17 protein-coding genes are annotated in these 16,944 nt (G+C 40.8%); 7 read left to right on the top strand and 10 right to left on the bottom strand.

Going from position 1 to position 16,944, the window contains the following annotated elements:
- Positions 1-165: 165 nt before the first annotated feature.
- Positions 166-666: a plasmid maintenance system antidote protein gene (locus tag JWP71_RS04455; RefSeq protein ID WP_299497520.1), complete on the top strand. Its 501-nt coding sequence runs from the start codon at positions 166-168 to the stop codon at positions 664-666.
- On the top strand, positions 666-1,307 hold the full coding sequence (locus JWP71_RS04460; RefSeq protein ID WP_299497521.1) for a nucleotidyl transferase AbiEii/AbiGii toxin family protein: 642 nt from the start codon (positions 666-668) through the stop codon (positions 1,305-1,307). Before JWP71_RS04455 ends, JWP71_RS04460 begins: the two co-directional genes overlap by 1 nt.
- 4 nt (positions 1,308-1,311) lie before the next feature.
- On the opposite strand, the gene JWP71_RS04465 is transcribed toward JWP71_RS04460, so the two are convergent.
- Complete coding sequence (locus JWP71_RS04465) at positions 1,312-3,123, bottom strand: DNA mismatch repair protein MutS (protein WP_299497522.1); 1,812 nt, start codon at positions 3,121-3,123, stop codon at positions 1,312-1,314.
- 61 nt (positions 3,124-3,184) lie between these two features.
- Here JWP71_RS04465 and rlmH point away from each other — a divergent pair, with 61 nt between their 5' ends.
- Positions 3,185-3,658 (top strand): 23S rRNA (pseudouridine(1915)-N(3))-methyltransferase RlmH, encoded by a 474-nt coding sequence (gene rlmH, locus JWP71_RS04470; protein ID WP_299497524.1) that lies wholly within the window; start codon positions 3,185-3,187, stop codon positions 3,656-3,658.
- Positions 3,659-3,878: 220 nt separating this feature from the next.
- The gene (locus JWP71_RS04475; RefSeq protein ID WP_299497526.1) at positions 3,879-4,820 is read left to right on the top strand and encodes a cation diffusion facilitator family transporter; all 942 of its coding nucleotides are present in this window, start codon (positions 3,879-3,881) and stop codon (positions 4,818-4,820) included.
- A gap of 154 nt (positions 4,821-4,974) precedes the next feature.
- On the opposite strand, the gene JWP71_RS04480 is transcribed toward JWP71_RS04475, so the two are convergent.
- On the bottom strand, positions 4,975-5,505 hold the full coding sequence (locus JWP71_RS04480) for a DUF5606 domain-containing protein (RefSeq protein ID WP_299497528.1): 531 nt from the start codon (positions 5,503-5,505) through the stop codon (positions 4,975-4,977).
- 80 nt (positions 5,506-5,585) lie between these two features.
- On the bottom strand, positions 5,586-6,047 hold the full coding sequence (locus JWP71_RS04485) for a peptidylprolyl isomerase (protein ID WP_299497529.1): 462 nt from the start codon (positions 6,045-6,047) through the stop codon (positions 5,586-5,588).
- Positions 6,048-6,390: 343 nt separating this feature from the next.
- Between JWP71_RS04485 and JWP71_RS04490 the strand changes: the two genes are divergently transcribed.
- The gene (locus JWP71_RS04490; protein ID WP_299497531.1) at positions 6,391-7,656 is read left to right on the top strand and encodes an asparagine synthetase B; all 1,266 of its coding nucleotides are present in this window, start codon (positions 6,391-6,393) and stop codon (positions 7,654-7,656) included.
- Positions 7,657-7,808: 152 nt separating this feature from the next.
- The gene (locus JWP71_RS04495; RefSeq protein ID WP_299497533.1) at positions 7,809-9,074 is read left to right on the top strand and encodes an asparagine synthetase B; all 1,266 of its coding nucleotides are present in this window, start codon (positions 7,809-7,811) and stop codon (positions 9,072-9,074) included.
- 1 nt (position 9,075) lies between these two features.
- Here the strand turns inward: JWP71_RS04495 and JWP71_RS04500 are convergent, their stop codons facing one another.
- From JWP71_RS04500 to JWP71_RS04525, 6 genes are all read right to left on the bottom strand, one after another.
- Complete coding sequence (locus JWP71_RS04500) at positions 9,076-11,178, bottom strand: putative porin (RefSeq protein WP_299497535.1); 2,103 nt, start codon at positions 11,176-11,178, stop codon at positions 9,076-9,078.
- On the bottom strand, positions 11,171-11,992 hold the full coding sequence (locus tag JWP71_RS04505; protein WP_299497537.1) for a purine-nucleoside phosphorylase: 822 nt from the start codon (positions 11,990-11,992) through the stop codon (positions 11,171-11,173). Before JWP71_RS04505 ends, JWP71_RS04500 begins: the two co-directional genes overlap by 8 nt.
- The gene (lpxK, locus tag JWP71_RS04510) at positions 11,955-13,016 is read right to left on the bottom strand and encodes a tetraacyldisaccharide 4'-kinase (protein WP_299497539.1); all 1,062 of its coding nucleotides are present in this window, start codon (positions 13,014-13,016) and stop codon (positions 11,955-11,957) included. The genes JWP71_RS04505 and lpxK overlap by 38 nt, the downstream gene beginning before the upstream one ends.
- Before the next feature lie 123 nt (positions 13,017-13,139).
- Positions 13,140-14,081 (bottom strand): 3',5'-cyclic-nucleotide phosphodiesterase, encoded by a 942-nt coding sequence (locus JWP71_RS04515; protein WP_299497540.1) that lies wholly within the window; start codon positions 14,079-14,081, stop codon positions 13,140-13,142.
- A gap of 8 nt (positions 14,082-14,089) precedes the next feature.
- On the bottom strand, positions 14,090-15,187 hold the full coding sequence (locus JWP71_RS04520; protein ID WP_299497541.1) for an AI-2E family transporter: 1,098 nt from the start codon (positions 15,185-15,187) through the stop codon (positions 14,090-14,092).
- 81 nt (positions 15,188-15,268) lie between these two features.
- Positions 15,269-16,144 carry a nucleoside phosphorylase gene (locus tag JWP71_RS04525; protein WP_299497542.1) on the bottom strand — a complete coding sequence of 292 codons (876 nt, stop codon included), beginning with the start codon at positions 16,142-16,144 and terminating at the stop codon, positions 15,269-15,271.
- 60 nt (positions 16,145-16,204) lie between these two features.
- Here JWP71_RS04525 and JWP71_RS04530 point away from each other — a divergent pair, with 60 nt between their 5' ends.
- A complete protein-coding gene (locus tag JWP71_RS04530; RefSeq protein ID WP_299497543.1) occupies positions 16,205-16,378 on the top strand; it encodes a DUF6496 domain-containing protein in 174 nt (57 codons plus the stop codon).
- 36 nt (positions 16,379-16,414) lie between these two features.
- Here the strand turns inward: JWP71_RS04530 and JWP71_RS04535 are convergent.
- The coding region (locus JWP71_RS04535) for a Gfo/Idh/MocA family oxidoreductase (protein WP_299497545.1) at positions 16,415-16,944 on the bottom strand (530 nt) is incomplete at its 5' end.

Below are 16,944 nucleotides of genomic sequence, written 5' to 3' on the forward strand. Positions count from 1 at the left end.
AGCATAGCAAAAAAGAGCGATGGGTTTGTGCCTATCGCTCTTTTTGTTTGAGGTGTAGCGTACATCACACTCAAATTTTAGCTATAATGTAAAAAAATGAAGTCAAAGTTGTTAAAAACCAATAAATAAACATTTATATATAAACAAAATTGTTTATTTTTGTTTATGGATAATAATATTTCTATAATTAAAGGGATACACCCAGGTATAGTTTTAGGGCGCGAACTTAAAAAACGGAAGCTCGCTAAAGGACGTTTTGCATTATCTATTAATGAATACCCGCAAACCATTGGTGCTATTACTAAAGTCAAAAGAGATATGAACACATCATTGGCCATGAAAATTGAACAGGAATTGGGTTTGGAGGAAGGTTATTTTATGGTTTTACAAGTTTATTATGATATAAAAAAAATAAAACAGCTTAAGCAAATAAATAAGAAGCCCGATCTCTCTATAATTCGGCCGGTGCTTTTTTGGGATACAACTATCGCTAATATTGATTGGGAAAAGCAAAAGCGATCTGTAATTAAACGAGTTTTTGAACGGGGCAATGAGCAGGAAATGAATGAGATCATTAGATTTTATGGAAGACAAACCGTTGAGGAGATAAGGCAGAAGATTGCCATAGATAAGAACACCCATTTGTCAACTCATATATTTAAGTAATGTATTGGAATACCGTACAAGGTTTATTAAAAGACGGTTTGATTTTGCTGATGAATGCCCCCGAATTATCACAGTTCAGGTTAGTAGGCGGAACGTCACTTAGTCTGCAAATTGGTCACCGCATGTCTGTTGATATTGATTTGTTTACGGATGCTGATTATGGTTCGATAGATTTTAATAGTATAGATCAATTCCTTAAAGATAATTTTTCATACGTAGATGCCTCTTTTAATGCACTGCCGGGCAATGGAAGGTCATATATCGTCGGAAAGAACAGAGATAATTCAATAAAGCTGGATATTTATTATACAGACAATTTTATACAGCCCCCGCTGATAGTAGATAATATTAGAATGGCTACTATTGAAGAGATAATTGCTATGAAAGTTGATGTAATAGCCAGGGGAGGAAGGAAGAAGGATTTTTGGGACCTGCATGAATTATTAGATAATTATACCATCCCTCAAATGCTTACACTGCACCAACAGCGGTATCCGTATAATCATAATGAAGAATTTATCAGATCAAATTTTAAGGATTTTGATAATGCCGATGATGATTTTGAACCTATTTGCCTAAGGGGAAAATATTGGGAGTTAATTAAATTAGATATAATTAATGCATTGGCAATTAATGAATAATCTATTACAGATCCAACTCAATATTTATCCCAATCTGCTTAAGCAATAATGTAGCGTTAAACGTCTTACACTCGCCATGCTTTATTTTATAATCGAATAGCATTTCGCCATCTTTTACCTGTATATCGAAATAGAAATTACGCACATAGTCAGGATAAGCGGTTTCCAGTTTCGCTATCTCCAGATCGTGTGTTGCCACCATTCCTACACCGTGTTTGGCTATTAATTGCTCGATAACCGCTTTCGAGCCCAGGTATTTATCAACCGAATTAGTGCCGCGCAGCATCTCATCTATCAAAAAGAAAACCTTGTATTCCTGCTCAACGGCAGCCAGTAGCATTTGCAGGCGGTCAAGCTCGGCTTTAAAGGTTGATGTGCGCTCATTTAACGAATCTTTGATCCGCATATAGCTTACCATGGTCATAACCGATACGCGCATTGTTTCGGCACAAACAGGGGCGCCGCAAAGCGCCAATACGGTATTAATACCAATGGTACGCAGGAAAGTACTCTTGCCCGCCATGTTCGATCCGGTAATGATATCTATTTTAAAGGTGTCCGTCAGTTCATAATCATTCGTTACGCGGGTTTTACTGTTAATGAGCGGGTGGGCAAGGTTTTTAGCTACTAAAGTATACGCTTTACCATCCTCAATTTGCGGGATGCACCATTCGGGATAATTAACCTGCAAACCCGCAATGCTTGATAAAGCCTCAAATTCGGCTATCACTTCAAAAGCATCCTCTAAACTTTCGTGGTTATTGCGTTTCCATTGCTCAATAGCTATAATCTGCTTTAGCGCCCACAGGAAAAATATGTTCAGTATAAAACCCACTATCATTATCAGGCTATAACTTAATTTATTAATGAGCCTGGCTAATTCTTCAATATTTTTTGAGGTGTTATTTTCTTTGATCTTTTTAGTTAGCGCGCTGTTATAGGCCGATTGCCAGTTTTCGCCCTCTATCTTGTTAAATACAACCGCGTAGTCGGTCAGCACTTTGCTAATCCTATCGGCAATAGAGGCAGATTTGGCAATGTAGCCACCATTTATGGTAATGATGGTTAAATTGGCAATTGCCAGCACTATACCAGCCAATGTAAATACCGGCATAAAATAACCTGCTATAAATGCCGCTGCTAACAGGTAAGGCGCTATCATGATATAATTAATCAGCAACTTTTCGCGGGGCAGTTCTAAAGGCGTATGCAGGTAATTAAACAACCCGTGTAACTGGTTAGCATCTGTTTTATTGGCGAATAAAAGCAGGGTTTGCGCTTCCAGTTTCCATTGATTTTTATTGGCGATCTCTTTAACAGCGTCTTGCCTTTCTAAAATAATTTCCTTTTTTGCTGGCGCGCTTAACCAGGTAGCCAGTTTTGCATTGCCCGGACCGGTAGCAGCCCGGTTCATTAAACCGAACAGTGAGGCATTGCCAAATATGTCCAGATCGGCAGTATAAAAATGTTTTTCGTTGGCAAATTTGGCCCCGTTATCATACAGGTTATCGCGCGAGAGGATGCTGGCTATTTCGTTATCATTAATAAGTTTCAGATCCTTAAAGTATTTCATTTTACGTTCGTAAATACTTTGGCGCGATACCAGCCAGGCGAAGCCAACTATCAGTATGGAAAAAGTGACAGCTACAATGGTAAAGTCGTCCTCTTTCACCCCAAAGTAGATAGATACCACCATCATCACAAAAATGCTGAGACGCATTAGCGAATAGGTATCTGCCAGTTTTTTGAATTTATCGGCCTCTTGCTGTGCAAGCTGCGCGTTGTTTTTATAGTATTCAATTATATCCTGTTCCATCCTAAATAAAAATCAGGCTAAATAACCACTAATATTTTAAATTACGTTTATTTGTTTTTTTATGAAGATAACTTTCCTAACCGTTGGCAAAACAGAAGATGCTTATTTAAAAGATGGCATTGACAAATATGTAAAACGATTAAAGCATTATACTAAACTGGAGCTTGTAGACATCCCCGAGCTAAAAAACACCAAAGCTTTAACGCAGGAGCAGCAAAAAGTTAAAGAGGCAGAACTTATCCTCAAAAAAATATCCCCGTTAGATCATGTTATTCTGCTGGATGAAAAAGGTATGGAGCTAACCTCCAAACAATTTGCCGCTTATTTAGATAAAAAGTCTGTCAGTTCCACCTCCTGCCTGGTATTTGTAGTTGGTGGGCCGTACGGGTTCGACCAATCTGTGTATGAGCGGGCCAATGATAAGCTGTCCCTATCGCGAATGACTTTCTCGCACCAAATGATACGCTTGTTTTTTACAGAGCAGTTATATAGGGCCTTTACAATATTGAAGGGTGAGCCGTACCATCATGAGTAGGTGAGGAACGGGCGCTGTTGACTCACCCCGCGGCACTTCGTACGCGACCTATCTTCGGCTTTGGCCAAAAGATGGTTATTAAAGATTTTCCTCAACCCTCTTTCCCGCTTGCGGAAGGGTGGCGGTAGGTGTAGCGACGTCGGGGTGAGTAATCGGCGCCCATACTTAGTTTAATCTCGTTCTAATTTAAATTTCAACCAGTAAAGCGTAACTTCGTACCATGTCAGCTCACCCCCATTCTCACGACCACGATCATTCTCATGGATTTGGTCACCATCACCATGAAGCCCCCAGGCTAGATCATTTAAATGTAGCTTTTATATGGGGTATAATTTTAAACTCGGCCTTTGTTGTAATTGAAGTAATTGCAGGCTTAATAACCGGCTCATTATCTTTATTAACCGATGCCGGGCATAACCTGAGTGATGTGGTAGGTTTAGCTTTGGCTTTGCTGGCATTTAAGCTAACCAAGGTTGGTTCAAACAGTAATTATACTTACGGTTATAAACGGTCTACCATATTGGTGTCGTTTTTTAACGCGGTTATATTGGTGGCCTCAATCGGTATCATTGTTTACGAGGCGGTTATCCGCTTTATGCACCCGCAGCCAATTGCCGGCGATACGGTAGCATGGGTATCTTTAATAGGTATAGGTATTAATGCGTTTACCGCATGGCTTTTTGTAAAAGATAAAGACACCGACCTGAACGTAAAAGGCGCTTATATGCACATGGCAATGGATGCAGTGGTATCATTAGGCGTGGTAATAACCGGAGTAATAATTTATTTTACCAAATGGTACTGGATAGATAGTGTAGTAAGTTTAATAATAGCCATTGTTATATTACGCGGTACCTGGAGCCTGCTTAAAGACAGTTTAAGGTTAGAAATGGATGGCGTGCCTAAAGAAATGAACCTCACCAAAATCAAGAACGAATTGATGAAGGCTAAAGGTGTAGTTGATGTGCACCACATGCACGTATGGGCGCTAAGCACTACCGAAAACGCGCTAACCGCTCACCTGGTTATACTGCCCACCGATTTGCATTTATTTGATGCCATTAAACAGGACCTAAGGCACCGCCTGCAACACCTCGACATAAACCACAGCACCTTTGAACCAGAGTTTGCCGAGGAAAAGTGTGATGAGCCGGAGTGTTAAATAGATGTGCGAATATGCAGATATGCAAATGTGCAGATGAAAAAATTAATAAATAAACTGCAATAAAAAATGCCTTACTGTTTCAGTAAGGCATTTTTTATTTATAAGCGATAAGCATCTGCACATTCACGCATTTGCATATCTGCACATCTACTTATCCTTTTTTTGATGGATTTTTTGGTGCGCTAACTTTTGGGGCTTGTGCTTTAGCAGCCGGGGCTTTCTTGGCTACCGGTTTTGGTTTTTCTACTGCTTTTATAGCTGCAGCAGGTTTTTCTGCGTCGGCTGCTTCAGGCGCTTTTGCTTCCTCGTTAAACAAAGGCATATCTTTTAATATGCTGTACCAGTTTAATACCTTCTTCATATCAGAAGCGTAAACTTTTTCTTCATCATGATCCGGCGCTATTTCTCTAAAGAATGTCCTTAACTTGGGGCCGTCGGCTTTAGCATCAGGTACAGACGCGGCAGTTTTCATGCGCTCAAATACATCTGTAAGCTTAATGTCATCGTCATAACCAAAAATGGTTATCTCATCTAAAGCCGCTAATTTGGCGGTTGACAGGTTGGCTATTAATTTGGTTTTTTGCGCATCAAGGCTTTCTAATACAAAACCTGTTTTATTTTGTACCAATGCTTTCCACAAGCCCGGTTTGCCTGATACTGATACTATTCCGCTTAAATTCATATATGTTATAGTTGAATGGTGAGAGGAGAATAGTGAGTAGTTAGAAGTGATCTTAACTACTCACTATTCACTACTCACTATTAATCTTCGATTACTTCTATTCCTAAAATTTTATCGCCCTGGCGTATCTCATCAACCAGGTCAACATTTTCAATAACTTTTCCAAAGCAGGTATGGTTACGGTCAAGGTGCGCAGTGTTGGTACGGCTGTGGCAAATAAAGAATTGTGATCCGCCAGTGTTACGGCCGGCATGTGCCATAGACAATACGCCACGGTCATGATACTGAAATTCACCTGTCAATTCGCAATCAATATTATAACCTGGTCCGCCGCTGCCTGCTTTGTAAGCAGTTGCAGGATCCTTAGAGAAAGGGCAACCGCCCTGTACCATAAAGTTAGGTATAACGCGGTGAAACGTTATTCCGTCATAAAATCCTTCTTTTGCTAATTTTTTAAAATTAGCCACTGCTTTAGGAGCATCAGTCTCGTAAAAATCTACGGTCATGTTGCCTTTTTCAGTTTTTATAATTGCTTTACTCATTCTCAATTTTTTTTTAATAGTTGGCAAAGGTAATGTTTTTGAGGTAAAAGGTGAAAGGTAAGTTATTAAAGATTAGAGGTTGGAGATTAGTTGATTGGGAATTAATACCAATCCTCTTTCCCGCTTGCCGAAGAGGTCAACAAGCGTAGCGATGTTAAGTGTACCATGGTATACCAAGGCGTATCAACGTGTACATGTACAGTACAGCAAAAATATTTAACGGGCATAGGTTTATTGCTGCATGTGCTTACTTTACTGGGGAACTAATTTTTTATATCGAATTTAATCACTAAACGCGTTAATTAGTAATAATACCTTAAACAATAATTCGTTAAATTTGAATATGATTCGCCGCTTAAAATACCTTTTACCCTTCGCTTTTTGCCTTTTAGCCTTAACAAGCAGGGCTGCATCTATATTGATGCCTATGGACGAGGCACAAAAAAATCATCTTAAAGCATACGGCATAGCATTTTGGGTATTGAAAAATGATGGCGAGGTAGACTGGCTGCTTAATTATCGCGGTGGAAGCTTCATGACCAGGTATGACAAGAAACTGGAAGACGAGTGCAAGATACGAGGCGTTAGCTACGAGGTTTTAGCCGATGCGCAGGTAAGCGAGATCATTACCCAGGTAAACGACCCATCTGCCAATATGGACCTGGTGAAGTTGGAGAAAGCACCCAAAATAGCGGTGTATTCGCCTAAAAATAAACTGCCCTGGGATGATGCTGTTACGCTGGTGTTAAAATATGCCGAGATTCCTTTCGACCTAGTTTATGATGAAGAGGTAATTCGCGGAGACTTGCCTAAATATGATTGGCTGCACCTGCACCACGAAGACTTTACCGGGCAGTACAGTAAGTTTTATGCCGGCTTTAGTACTGCGTCATGGTATATAGATGATAAAAAAGCGCAGGAGGAAATGGCCGCTAAACTGGGCTTTAAAAAAGTATCGAAAATGAAGCTGGCCGTTGCCGAACATATACGGGACTTTACCGCTGGCGGTGGCTTTTTATTTGCCATGTGCTCTGGTACCGAAACGTTTGATGTTGCGCTGGCAGCCAGTAATACCGATATATGCGAAAGTATGTTTGATGGCGATGCCGCCGACCCTGATGCAGCAAATAAGCTGGATTATGGGTTAACCTTCGCTTTCCAGAATTTTAATTTGGATAATAACCCGTTCTCTCACCGGTTTAGTGATATTGATGTAACCCAAACGCGCCAGGTAGACAGAACGAATGATTTTTTTACCCTGTTTGATTTTTCGGCTAAATGGGATGTGGTGCCCAGTATGCTCACCCAAAATCATGATAAAGTGATAAAAGGTTTTATGGGTCTTACCACCGCTTTTAATAAAAATAGGTTAAAGCCGGGTGTAACCATAATGGGCGAAATGAAAACCGCTAACGAGGCGCGTTATATACACGGCGAATACGGCAAAGGGCAATGGACATTTTATGGCGGCCATGATCCGGAGGATTACCAGCACAACGTTAGCGATCCGCCCACTGATTTGAATTTACACCCTAATTCGCCCGGTTATAGGTTGATATTAAATAATGTGCTGTTCCCGGCTGCGAAGAAGAAGAAACAGAAAACTTGATTGGTGATTAGAGATTTTTGGTAAGCAAGTTAGTTTGATAATATAGAAAAAGCAAAGGCCAGTGCGATTTCCCTCCCAACGGGAGGGTGTAGGGAGGGGTTTACACGTTATATAGCTTTTGCAACTGTTATAACTGTTATATAGGTTATTTTATGATGAAATATCTAAAACACCTTTTAGCTTTCACCTTTTTGCTTTCAGCTTTTAGCTCTAAAGCCGCATCCATATTGATACCTATGGATGATGTTCAAAAAGATCATTTAAAATCATACGGCATTGCTTTTTGGGTTTTAAAGAACGGCGACGAAGTAGACTGGCTGCTTAACTACCGCGGCGGCAGTTTCATGACACTGTATAATAAAAAAACCGAGGACGAGTGCAAAATACGCGGCGTTACTTACGAAGTACTGGCTGATGCCAAAGTAAGCGAGATCACTGCACAAATAAACGATCCATCCGTAAATATGGACCTGGTGAAGTTGCAAAAGGCACCCCGCGTGGCTGTTTATTCGCCTAAAATAGGTGTATTGCCATCAGATGACGCGGTGATACTGGTATTAAAATATGCCGAGATCCCTTTTGATATAATTTATGATGCAGAAGTATTAAAAGACGAATTACCAAAATACGATTGGCTGCATCTGCATCATGAAGATTTTACCGGGCAATACAGCAAAACCGGTCGTGGCCGAAACTCTTCCCGGTTTATAGAAGATAAGCAAATACAAGAAGCTACCGCACGACAGTTTGGCTATAAAAAAGTATCAAAAATGAAGCTGGCGGTTGCACAGCGCATCCGTGATTTTACTGCCGGCGGCGGATTTTTATTTGCCATGTGCAGCGGCGCGGATAGTTTTGATATAGCCCTCGCTGCAGCCAATACAGATATTGTTGACGAAACGTATGACGGCGACCCACCCGATCCGCGCGCGCAATCAAAGCTGGACTTTAGCCAAACCTTCGCGTTCCAGAATTTTACGGTGGTTACCGGTAATGGGCGCGGATTCAGCAATATTGATACCGGGCCCTTACACCGCAGTATTGGCATGGAGAACGATTTTTTTACCTTATTTGATTTTTCGGCCAAGTGGGACGTGGTGCCCAGCATGCTTACGCAGGATCATGACCGGGTAATAAAAGGCTTTATGGGCCTGGCAACTGCTTTTAATAAAAATATGTTAAAACCCGGCGTAACCATAATGGGCGAAATGAAGACCATGAACGAGGCCCGCTACATACACGGCGAATATGGCAAAGGCCAATGGACGTTCTACGGCGGGCATGACCCGGAAGACTACCAACACGGCTTTAATGAACCGCCAACCGATTTAAACTTGCACCCCAATTCGCCAGGCTACAGGCTGATATTGAATAATGTGCTTTTCCCCGCGGCGAAGAAGAAAAAATTAAAAACGTAACTTACTCGAAAAACATCCAACTTACTCCAAATTTAAGTATTCGATCTTGTTGCGGGTAGCGGTTAACAGTATAATAGCCTTTACTAAATATGCCCTGGTTGGCGTAATCATAACCCACAAAAATATTGGTTTTTTGCAGGGTAGCCTTCAAAAAAATGTTTGCCACCGGGTAGGATGAGAATGTAATATCAGGGCCATTATAAAACTGTCCCAACCCAACAGCGTAGGATGGCGCGGTATAGGCCGTGTTATAGCGCACATCTGTACCTACCGACAGGTGCAGCACACTAAACAAAAACATGTTATAATATAGGCTGGTGTAAGTATATACTTCGGGTACGCGCAGGGTAGATTGATAGTCGGTTTTTTCGTATACTATAAAGTTGTCAAAGTGCAGGTCGCGCCATGAAAGGTTTTTACCCAGGCTCACTTTTAATAAGTTAATAGGGTTTGACAATTGTACCGGATGTGCATCAATACCACCGGGTTGCGCGGTATAGTAAAGGTAGTCGGTAATTAAAAAGTATTCGGCCTTCAGATCAAGCTGCAGCGGGTTATTAATATAATTGAATGATAAGCTGGTGGTTTTTTGATTATGAAAGCTGTTATGAAATATATAGTGGTTAGATATCCAGTCGGTAGCCACTAATGGCGGCGAACTGCTTTGTACATAACCATCCAATATAATTTTACCTGTTTTATTATTACCCGCTATCAATGCTTTGGCATCATAAATAAAATCGCCAAAATTACGCCCGGCAACTATTTGGTCCACGTTAAACTCAAGGTTTATCCTGTCGCTAAAGCGGTAACTTAGCTTGCCTTTAACGGTAATGTTCTGGAAGGTTGCATCTTGCTTTTTGTCTGGCATTCTTACCTTGTTGCTGTTTACATCCAGCGTGGTATCGGTTACGTACTGGGTATAATGATACAGGTCGTGCGTAAGCCCAAGGTCGAGTTTTAACTCGTTCTTTACAAACTTTTGTGATTTGCCCCGTAAATAAAAGCTATACCCAAAATCATTTTGTATATGTGTTAAATTAAGTGAATCTCTTGACCGGTTAGCGCTGTAATAATAATCAGGAAAAACATTATAGGTATCAATATCATTCTGCAAAAACTCATACTTGGTAACATTATAATTAAGGGTATAGGTTACCCTTTGCGTAGGCAATATATTTGCTCCACCTTTTTTTACAGTAGTATCTATGCGCCCTATGTAGTAAAACTGTTTAATGTAAAAACCGCCGGTTTTCCAGTTCTCATAGGTATTGGGTAATCGTACAGGTTCGGTACTTTTATCAAACGAACCCTTTGCACTGGTAAAAACCGAGTCATTTAATATAGAACCTGTTTCGGGCGATTTAAGGTTGTTAAACACCATGTTTACCAATAAGTTATAGCGTTTGTTTTTTGACTCGTACCAGCTAAACACGGCGGCATTTAAATCGCTAACATTTTGCCCCAGTACTTGATTACTGGCATAAAATCCCCGCGAACCAATAAAGTTTAAGTTAAAGCCAACATTCCAGTTAGGCTTTATATTTTGGGTATGCAATATTTTAAAGTATTGCTCTGTTCTACCGGCCGAAAACATGGTTAGCAAGGTATAAGGCACACGGGCATTGTAATATTGTATATCCTGCGGAGTTAACAGATAGGGATCAAGTGCGTGCATGCCCACATCAAAGCCTATAGTTTTTGACGGCTCAAACAATAAGCTTCTTGTAGCCAGACCCATAGTACCACCCAAACTTATTTTGGGCGACCGCGGTTGAAAAAGCGGGCTGTAGTTTTCAAAATTGGTTAAAGTTGTATCAATTGGAAATAGCTGTGTGCTATCTTTCAGTAAATTTTCATTGGTTATTCTAATAAACTTCGAGGTAAAAACTATCGAGTCGCGGCTGCGTTGTTCACGCTTGCGTAAGGTATCTATTTGCTGCTCGGCAGTAAGCGGCGCCATGTTTGTTCCCTTTAACGCAGCAGTATCCCCAACAAATCCATTAGGACGCCTCTGGTTGTTGGGATTATATTGTTGTGCAAAAGCTGCCTGCGCTGTAATACAGATCAGTAAAAGCAGTATATATTTTAATTTATCAGGCATTTAAACCGGCAATCAATTCTTTAAGTATTAATGTCATTTTTGGTTCGGCCGCGCGGGCCACCTCAATAATTTCTTCCAGCGAAACCGGTTTTAGCGTTTCCGGGAAACCCTCGTCGGTTAACACAGATATAGCAAATACCGGCAGACCCATGTGGTTGGCTACAATAACTTCGGGCACGGTACTCATACCAACGGCATCGCCGCCAATAATGCGTAAATATTTGTATTCGGCTTTAGTCTCCAAATTAGGGCCGGTTACCGCAACATATACACCTTTATGGCAAAGAATACTGTTTTTTGAAGCGATAGCCAACGCTTTATCAATCAGAACTTGTTTATAAGGTTCGCTCATGTCCGGGAAACGAGGGCCCAGGTTTGATTCATTTCTGCCTACCAGCGGATTATCAGGCTGCAGGCTTATATGGTCCTCGATAACCATCAGATCGCCTTTTTTAAAGGCAGGATTTAAGGCCCCGCTGGCGTTTGATACGAACAAGGTTTTTATCCCCAGCATTTTCATTACCCTAACGGGGAAAGTGATTTGCTGCATGTTATAGCCTTCGTAATAATGCAGGCGGCCCTGCATGGCTACTACCTTTACACCGCCCAGCATACCAAATATTAATTTACCCGAGTGAAACTCTAAAGTAGAAATAGGAAAATCAGGTATGTTGCTATACATTAGCTGTTTTTCTATTTTTATCTCGCTTACCAGTCCCCCTAAGCCTGTTCCTAAAATTATACCCACCTCGGGTTCAAAATTGCCAATGCGGCTTTTAATGTATTGGGTGGTGCTCTCTATATTTTCTAACATATTCAATAACAAATTGATCAAATTGCTGCTGTTGGTTTAAAAATTTTACGCCTATGGGTATCACCATAATGGGTAGTTTTTTAACAAGTGGCAGCAATTGTTGTTCTCCTAAACGCTGTGCATCTTTTTCTGTTGTAATGATTACCTTTTTTTGTGAGATGCAAGCTGTAAATTCATCGGCAAGTTTAGTAATATTTTTTAAGCTAAAGCAGTGATGGTCGGGATAATTATGATGTATAACGTGTGATGTGTGATTTTTAATATAAGTAATTAACGGATTGGCATTTGCTATACCTGTTAATAAAAAAACGGTAGTATCCGTATCAATATTAATAGCAGGCAAGTTACCATCCATAGCTTGCAAAGGCTGATAACTTATAGTAGTAAAAAACAACTGCTGATAGGGCAGCAGTCCCATGTGAGCTGTAATTACCGCTTGCTCATCAGCACTTAATAATTCCGGGCATTTACTGATGATGATAATATCCGCGCGCCAGCGCCCGCTAAACGGCTCGCGATAATTACCCGCGGGTAATACCAGGTGCAGATTGTTAAGGCTATTATAATCAAACAATAAAATGCTTAAGCCCGGTTTAACGGCGCGGTGCTGGTAAGCATCATCCAGAATAATTAAATCATGGCTGGCTTTTAACTGTTCAATACCATCCACCCGTTTCTCGCAAACGGCAACGGTAATATCCGGAAATTTATGTTTGAATTGTGCGGGCTCATCGCCAATTTTGGTGGCATTAGCCGTGGCAGTAGCAATTTGGTAGCCTTTTGTTTTGCGGCCATAACCACGACTAAGGGTTGCCAGTTTATAGTCGTTTTTAAACAGGCGAATGAGGTATTCGGTCATCGGGCTTTTGCCTGCACCGCCAACCTCGAGGTTGCCAACAGATATAACAGGTAACTCAAATTGCTTGCTTTGAAACAGGCCGGCATCATAACACCAATTGCGTATCATGATGACGAAGCCATAGATCAACGAAAAAGGAAATAATAGCAGGCGCAGGTATTTCATTGCAGCAAAGATAGGAAAAACCCACCTGTCATTTCGACGAGGTACGAGGAGAAATCTTATACGTGCGATTATAAGCATGACATAAAAGATTTCTCACCGTCGTTCGAAATGACATGATTTTTTTTAAAGATCCAACTCCTTCCCCTGTACCGGAAAAATCAAATTAAAGCCAAAGCTGTTGTCTGCCTTAAGCTGCGCCTTCAGTTTATTAATATTTACCTGCGGAGGTTTAACGTGGGTAATAACCAGGTTAAAGTTTTTTAAGGCATCCGCGCCGGTTAGTTTGCTTAGTCCGGTCATTTCGGTCATTAACCATTTTGGGGTGAAGTGACCGAATAGGGTTTTATCAGGCTGCTCATTCGGGAAGGATGCTTCGATCATTATCCCTTTTAGTTGATGATTTTTAATAAGCGGTGTAATAGCCTGCCATAGCGCCTGCAGATTATTACTCTTTTCTATTTCGTCAGGCCCTGTATCACCTAAATACAATAAATAGCTATTGTTGCTTTTGATAAGGAACGCGGTGCTTGTTAAATTTGAATGGCTCAACGGAAATGCCGTAACTTTCATGGTGGTGTTGGCCACATCTATTTCTTCGCCGGGTTTTAATACCTGGTAAGTGTATTTTTTTAATTGCGGCATTTCACCTTCATTGGCAAAATTGGCCCAGCTGGTCCATGTAAAATAGTGGGTTTTAATGATGTTTATACAATTCGCAAAAGCGTAAATACTTTTAGTGCTATCATCGGGCGAGTTAATAATGAGCCCGGAAATATGGTCCAAATGCGGGTGCGAAATAAAGTAGCCCTTAATGTATTTCTTTAACACCTGTTCGGCAGGGATAGTAAATACCTTGTTTTTTATAGCCTGTTCAATACCATAATGCAATGTACCAGCATCCATACAGATATAATTATTGCTACCGGCAGGGGCAACCATATAGGCCGACATATTGCTCTCATCTATCCCACCCAAAACACCCAGCGGAACTATTTTAAAAGTGCTTTGTGTAAAGCCGCCGATTGATGATAATAGAAAAAGGATAGTTATTAACTTAAAACGCATATGAGTAGCTATTCCGTTTTCATTTTTTTCTCTGCGGGTTTTTTGAACTCGTAATCGCCGCCCAGCAGATAACCCCACGGTTTCGTGCTTTCAATACGATCAAAAATTATTTTAAAAATAGCCGTTATCGGTATAGAAAGGAACATGCCGGATAGTCCCCATATCATTTCGCCCAAAACAATGCCTAAAAAGGTAATTAACGCGTTAAGCCTTACTTTCGAGCCTACAACGGTGGGCAACAATATATTTGCATCCAAAGCGTGAATAACAATTATGCTAAGGCCAACCTCAACCGCGTTGCCAACCGGCCCGGTAGCAAAGGTTATCAGCACGCTTAAAAATAAAGCGGTAAAAATACCCAGGTAGGGGATGATGTTAAACAAGCCTACAATTATACCCAGCAGGGCGGCATATTTTATGCCTATCATCCAAAATGCGGTACAGGCTACGCAGGCAACTATTATCATTTCTAATAGCAATCCTAATATGTATTGCCTTAAAATGCTTTGAATATTCTCTACAATATCATGTACAATAGGCTCATTATCCTTACCAAAAGCTTGCAGGATAAAGCCATAAAGCAACTTCCTGTAAAACAGGATAAAAAAGGTGAATATCATGATGAATACATAAAACAGCATCAATGACGACACGGCCCCAAATGTAGTACCTATAACTTCGGTGCCTGATGACATGATTTTTTTGGCAGTATTATCTACATAAGCTTTTTGTTTCTCTAAATTGAGTTGGAAAGCGCTTTGTATCCATTCAGAAATGTTGTCTCTTGATTGGGCAAGCTGTTTTTGCAGCATCGGCCAGTCGTCTGTTAATTTAGATATTTGCGACCCTACCAGATACAATACACCGCCTATAAAAGCAACCAACAATATAATTGATAAAAAAGACGATACGCTCCTGGGCAGGCGCAGCTTTTGCTCTAAAAAACCGGCAACAGGCAGTAAAAGTATAGCGAAAAGAAATCCGAATATTAATGGATCAAGCACTTCCTTGCCTTGTATTATTAAAAAGCCAAGCGCTAAAATACCTATAAGTACCAGCGATAAACGTTCGTAAAAAGGAGCGATGGTTTTTTTAGGCGTCATCATATCACGGTATAATTTAGTAGGTAATGTTGTTGTTTTATTATAAGTTTTGAAGGTAATAATAATTGGCTAACATTCAATAATTTATAAAATGTCCACCAATTTTTCCAGCAATTGTTTAATATAATGGTCCATTATTTTTGCAGGCTGCTTGCTAAAAACCCGGTTAGCGCGGTTAGCCAATATCACATTATAAGATAATGCCTGGTGCCCTAAACTTGCCGCTAAACCATATATACCGGCGGTTTCCATTTCTAAATTGGTGATGCGCTGCCCTTCAAAATTAAATTGCTGTATCACCTCCATGAGTTGTGGAATAGCCGTTACGGCTCTTAACTGTCTGCCTTGCGGCGAATAAAACCCCGGAGCGGTAATAGTAATGCCCTGCTGCTCGCCATTTCCTAATGCAGCAAGTAATTTATTTCCGGCAGAGGCTATATAAGGGGATAGTTGAGCATCAACAGATAAAGCTGCTTTAAACGCTTTAAGCAGATTTTGTTCTTTATCGGTTAGGCTTTGCTGATAATAATGCATTAATGGGTCTAACCCAAAAGCTGATGACGATAAAAGCACACTATCAATCGCTATATCTGCCTGTACAGCGCCCGAAGTGCCGATGCGGATAATATTAAGGCTATGAAGATTTGGATTAATGGTACGGGTTTTAAAATCGATATTAACCAATGCATCCAACTCATTCAATACAATATCAATATTATCTGTACCTATGCCGGTTGATAGAACGGTTATTCTTTTACCACCCATATGGCCGGTATGTGTTATGAATTCGCGTTTTCCTTTTTTTAATTCTACCGTGTCAAAATACTTGCTTACTTCGCCAACACGGTCGGGGTCGCCAACGGTAATTACGGTATCGGCAACATCACCCGGCAGCAGATTTAGGTGGTAGGCGCTCCCATCGGCATTTAAAATAAGATCAGTTTCTGGTATGGGGGTCATCCGTGTAAAATTGGCAAATATTTTGCATGACTTGTTATCATTTACTAAATATTAAACATCATGGCAAAATATTCAGAAAAAGCTGGCGAAAAAGTAGAGAAAACCATGCACGAAATGAAAGAAGGCAAATTAAAAAGTGGTAGCGGCCAAAAGGTAACCAGTAAAAAACAGGCTGTAGCCATTGGCTTATCAGAAGCACGTAAAGAGGGGGCAAAGGTGCCTAAGAAGAAGTAAATCTCCCCCGTAGGGGAGACTTTTAAAAAGCCTTTCCTACCGGGGATGGTTGGGTGGGGCTGCCCCAAACGCGTCCATAATATCCATTAAAGGTATAGCATCCGCAATTGAGCATGGGTTTACATTCGTATCACCATTAAAGTAGTTTACCACCTTTTCAATCATTAACTGCGATATATGCTCGGGGTGTTTAAATTCTTTAGCACTTTCGCCTGCTTCATTTTCCAGTTTTACTATGTGCGGTTTATTGAAGAACGGGAAGGTTATTGTTCCTTTACTGCCAATTATTTCACAAAGGTCGGCTGCTGCTGAGGGTGCCACATTAAAGCTCCATGACCCATTTACTACCACTTTATTCTTGAATACTATATGGCCGGTAACATGGTCGGCAACCTTGTAGGTGCCACCCTGGTTTAGGGACGCGCCGCTGTAATATTGTGGCTCGCCAAAGTAAAACAGCATCTGGTCAAGCTGGTGCGGACTCATATCATGGAAATAACCACCGCCCGAATGTTCGGCTTGTATGCGCCAGTTATCTTCCACATGGGTAACCAGTTCGGGTGTTA

The sequence above is a fragment of the Mucilaginibacter sp. genome (assembly GCF_028287845.1).
In the GTDB taxonomy this organism is placed as follows: domain Bacteria; phylum Bacteroidota; class Bacteroidia; order Sphingobacteriales; family Sphingobacteriaceae; genus Mucilaginibacter.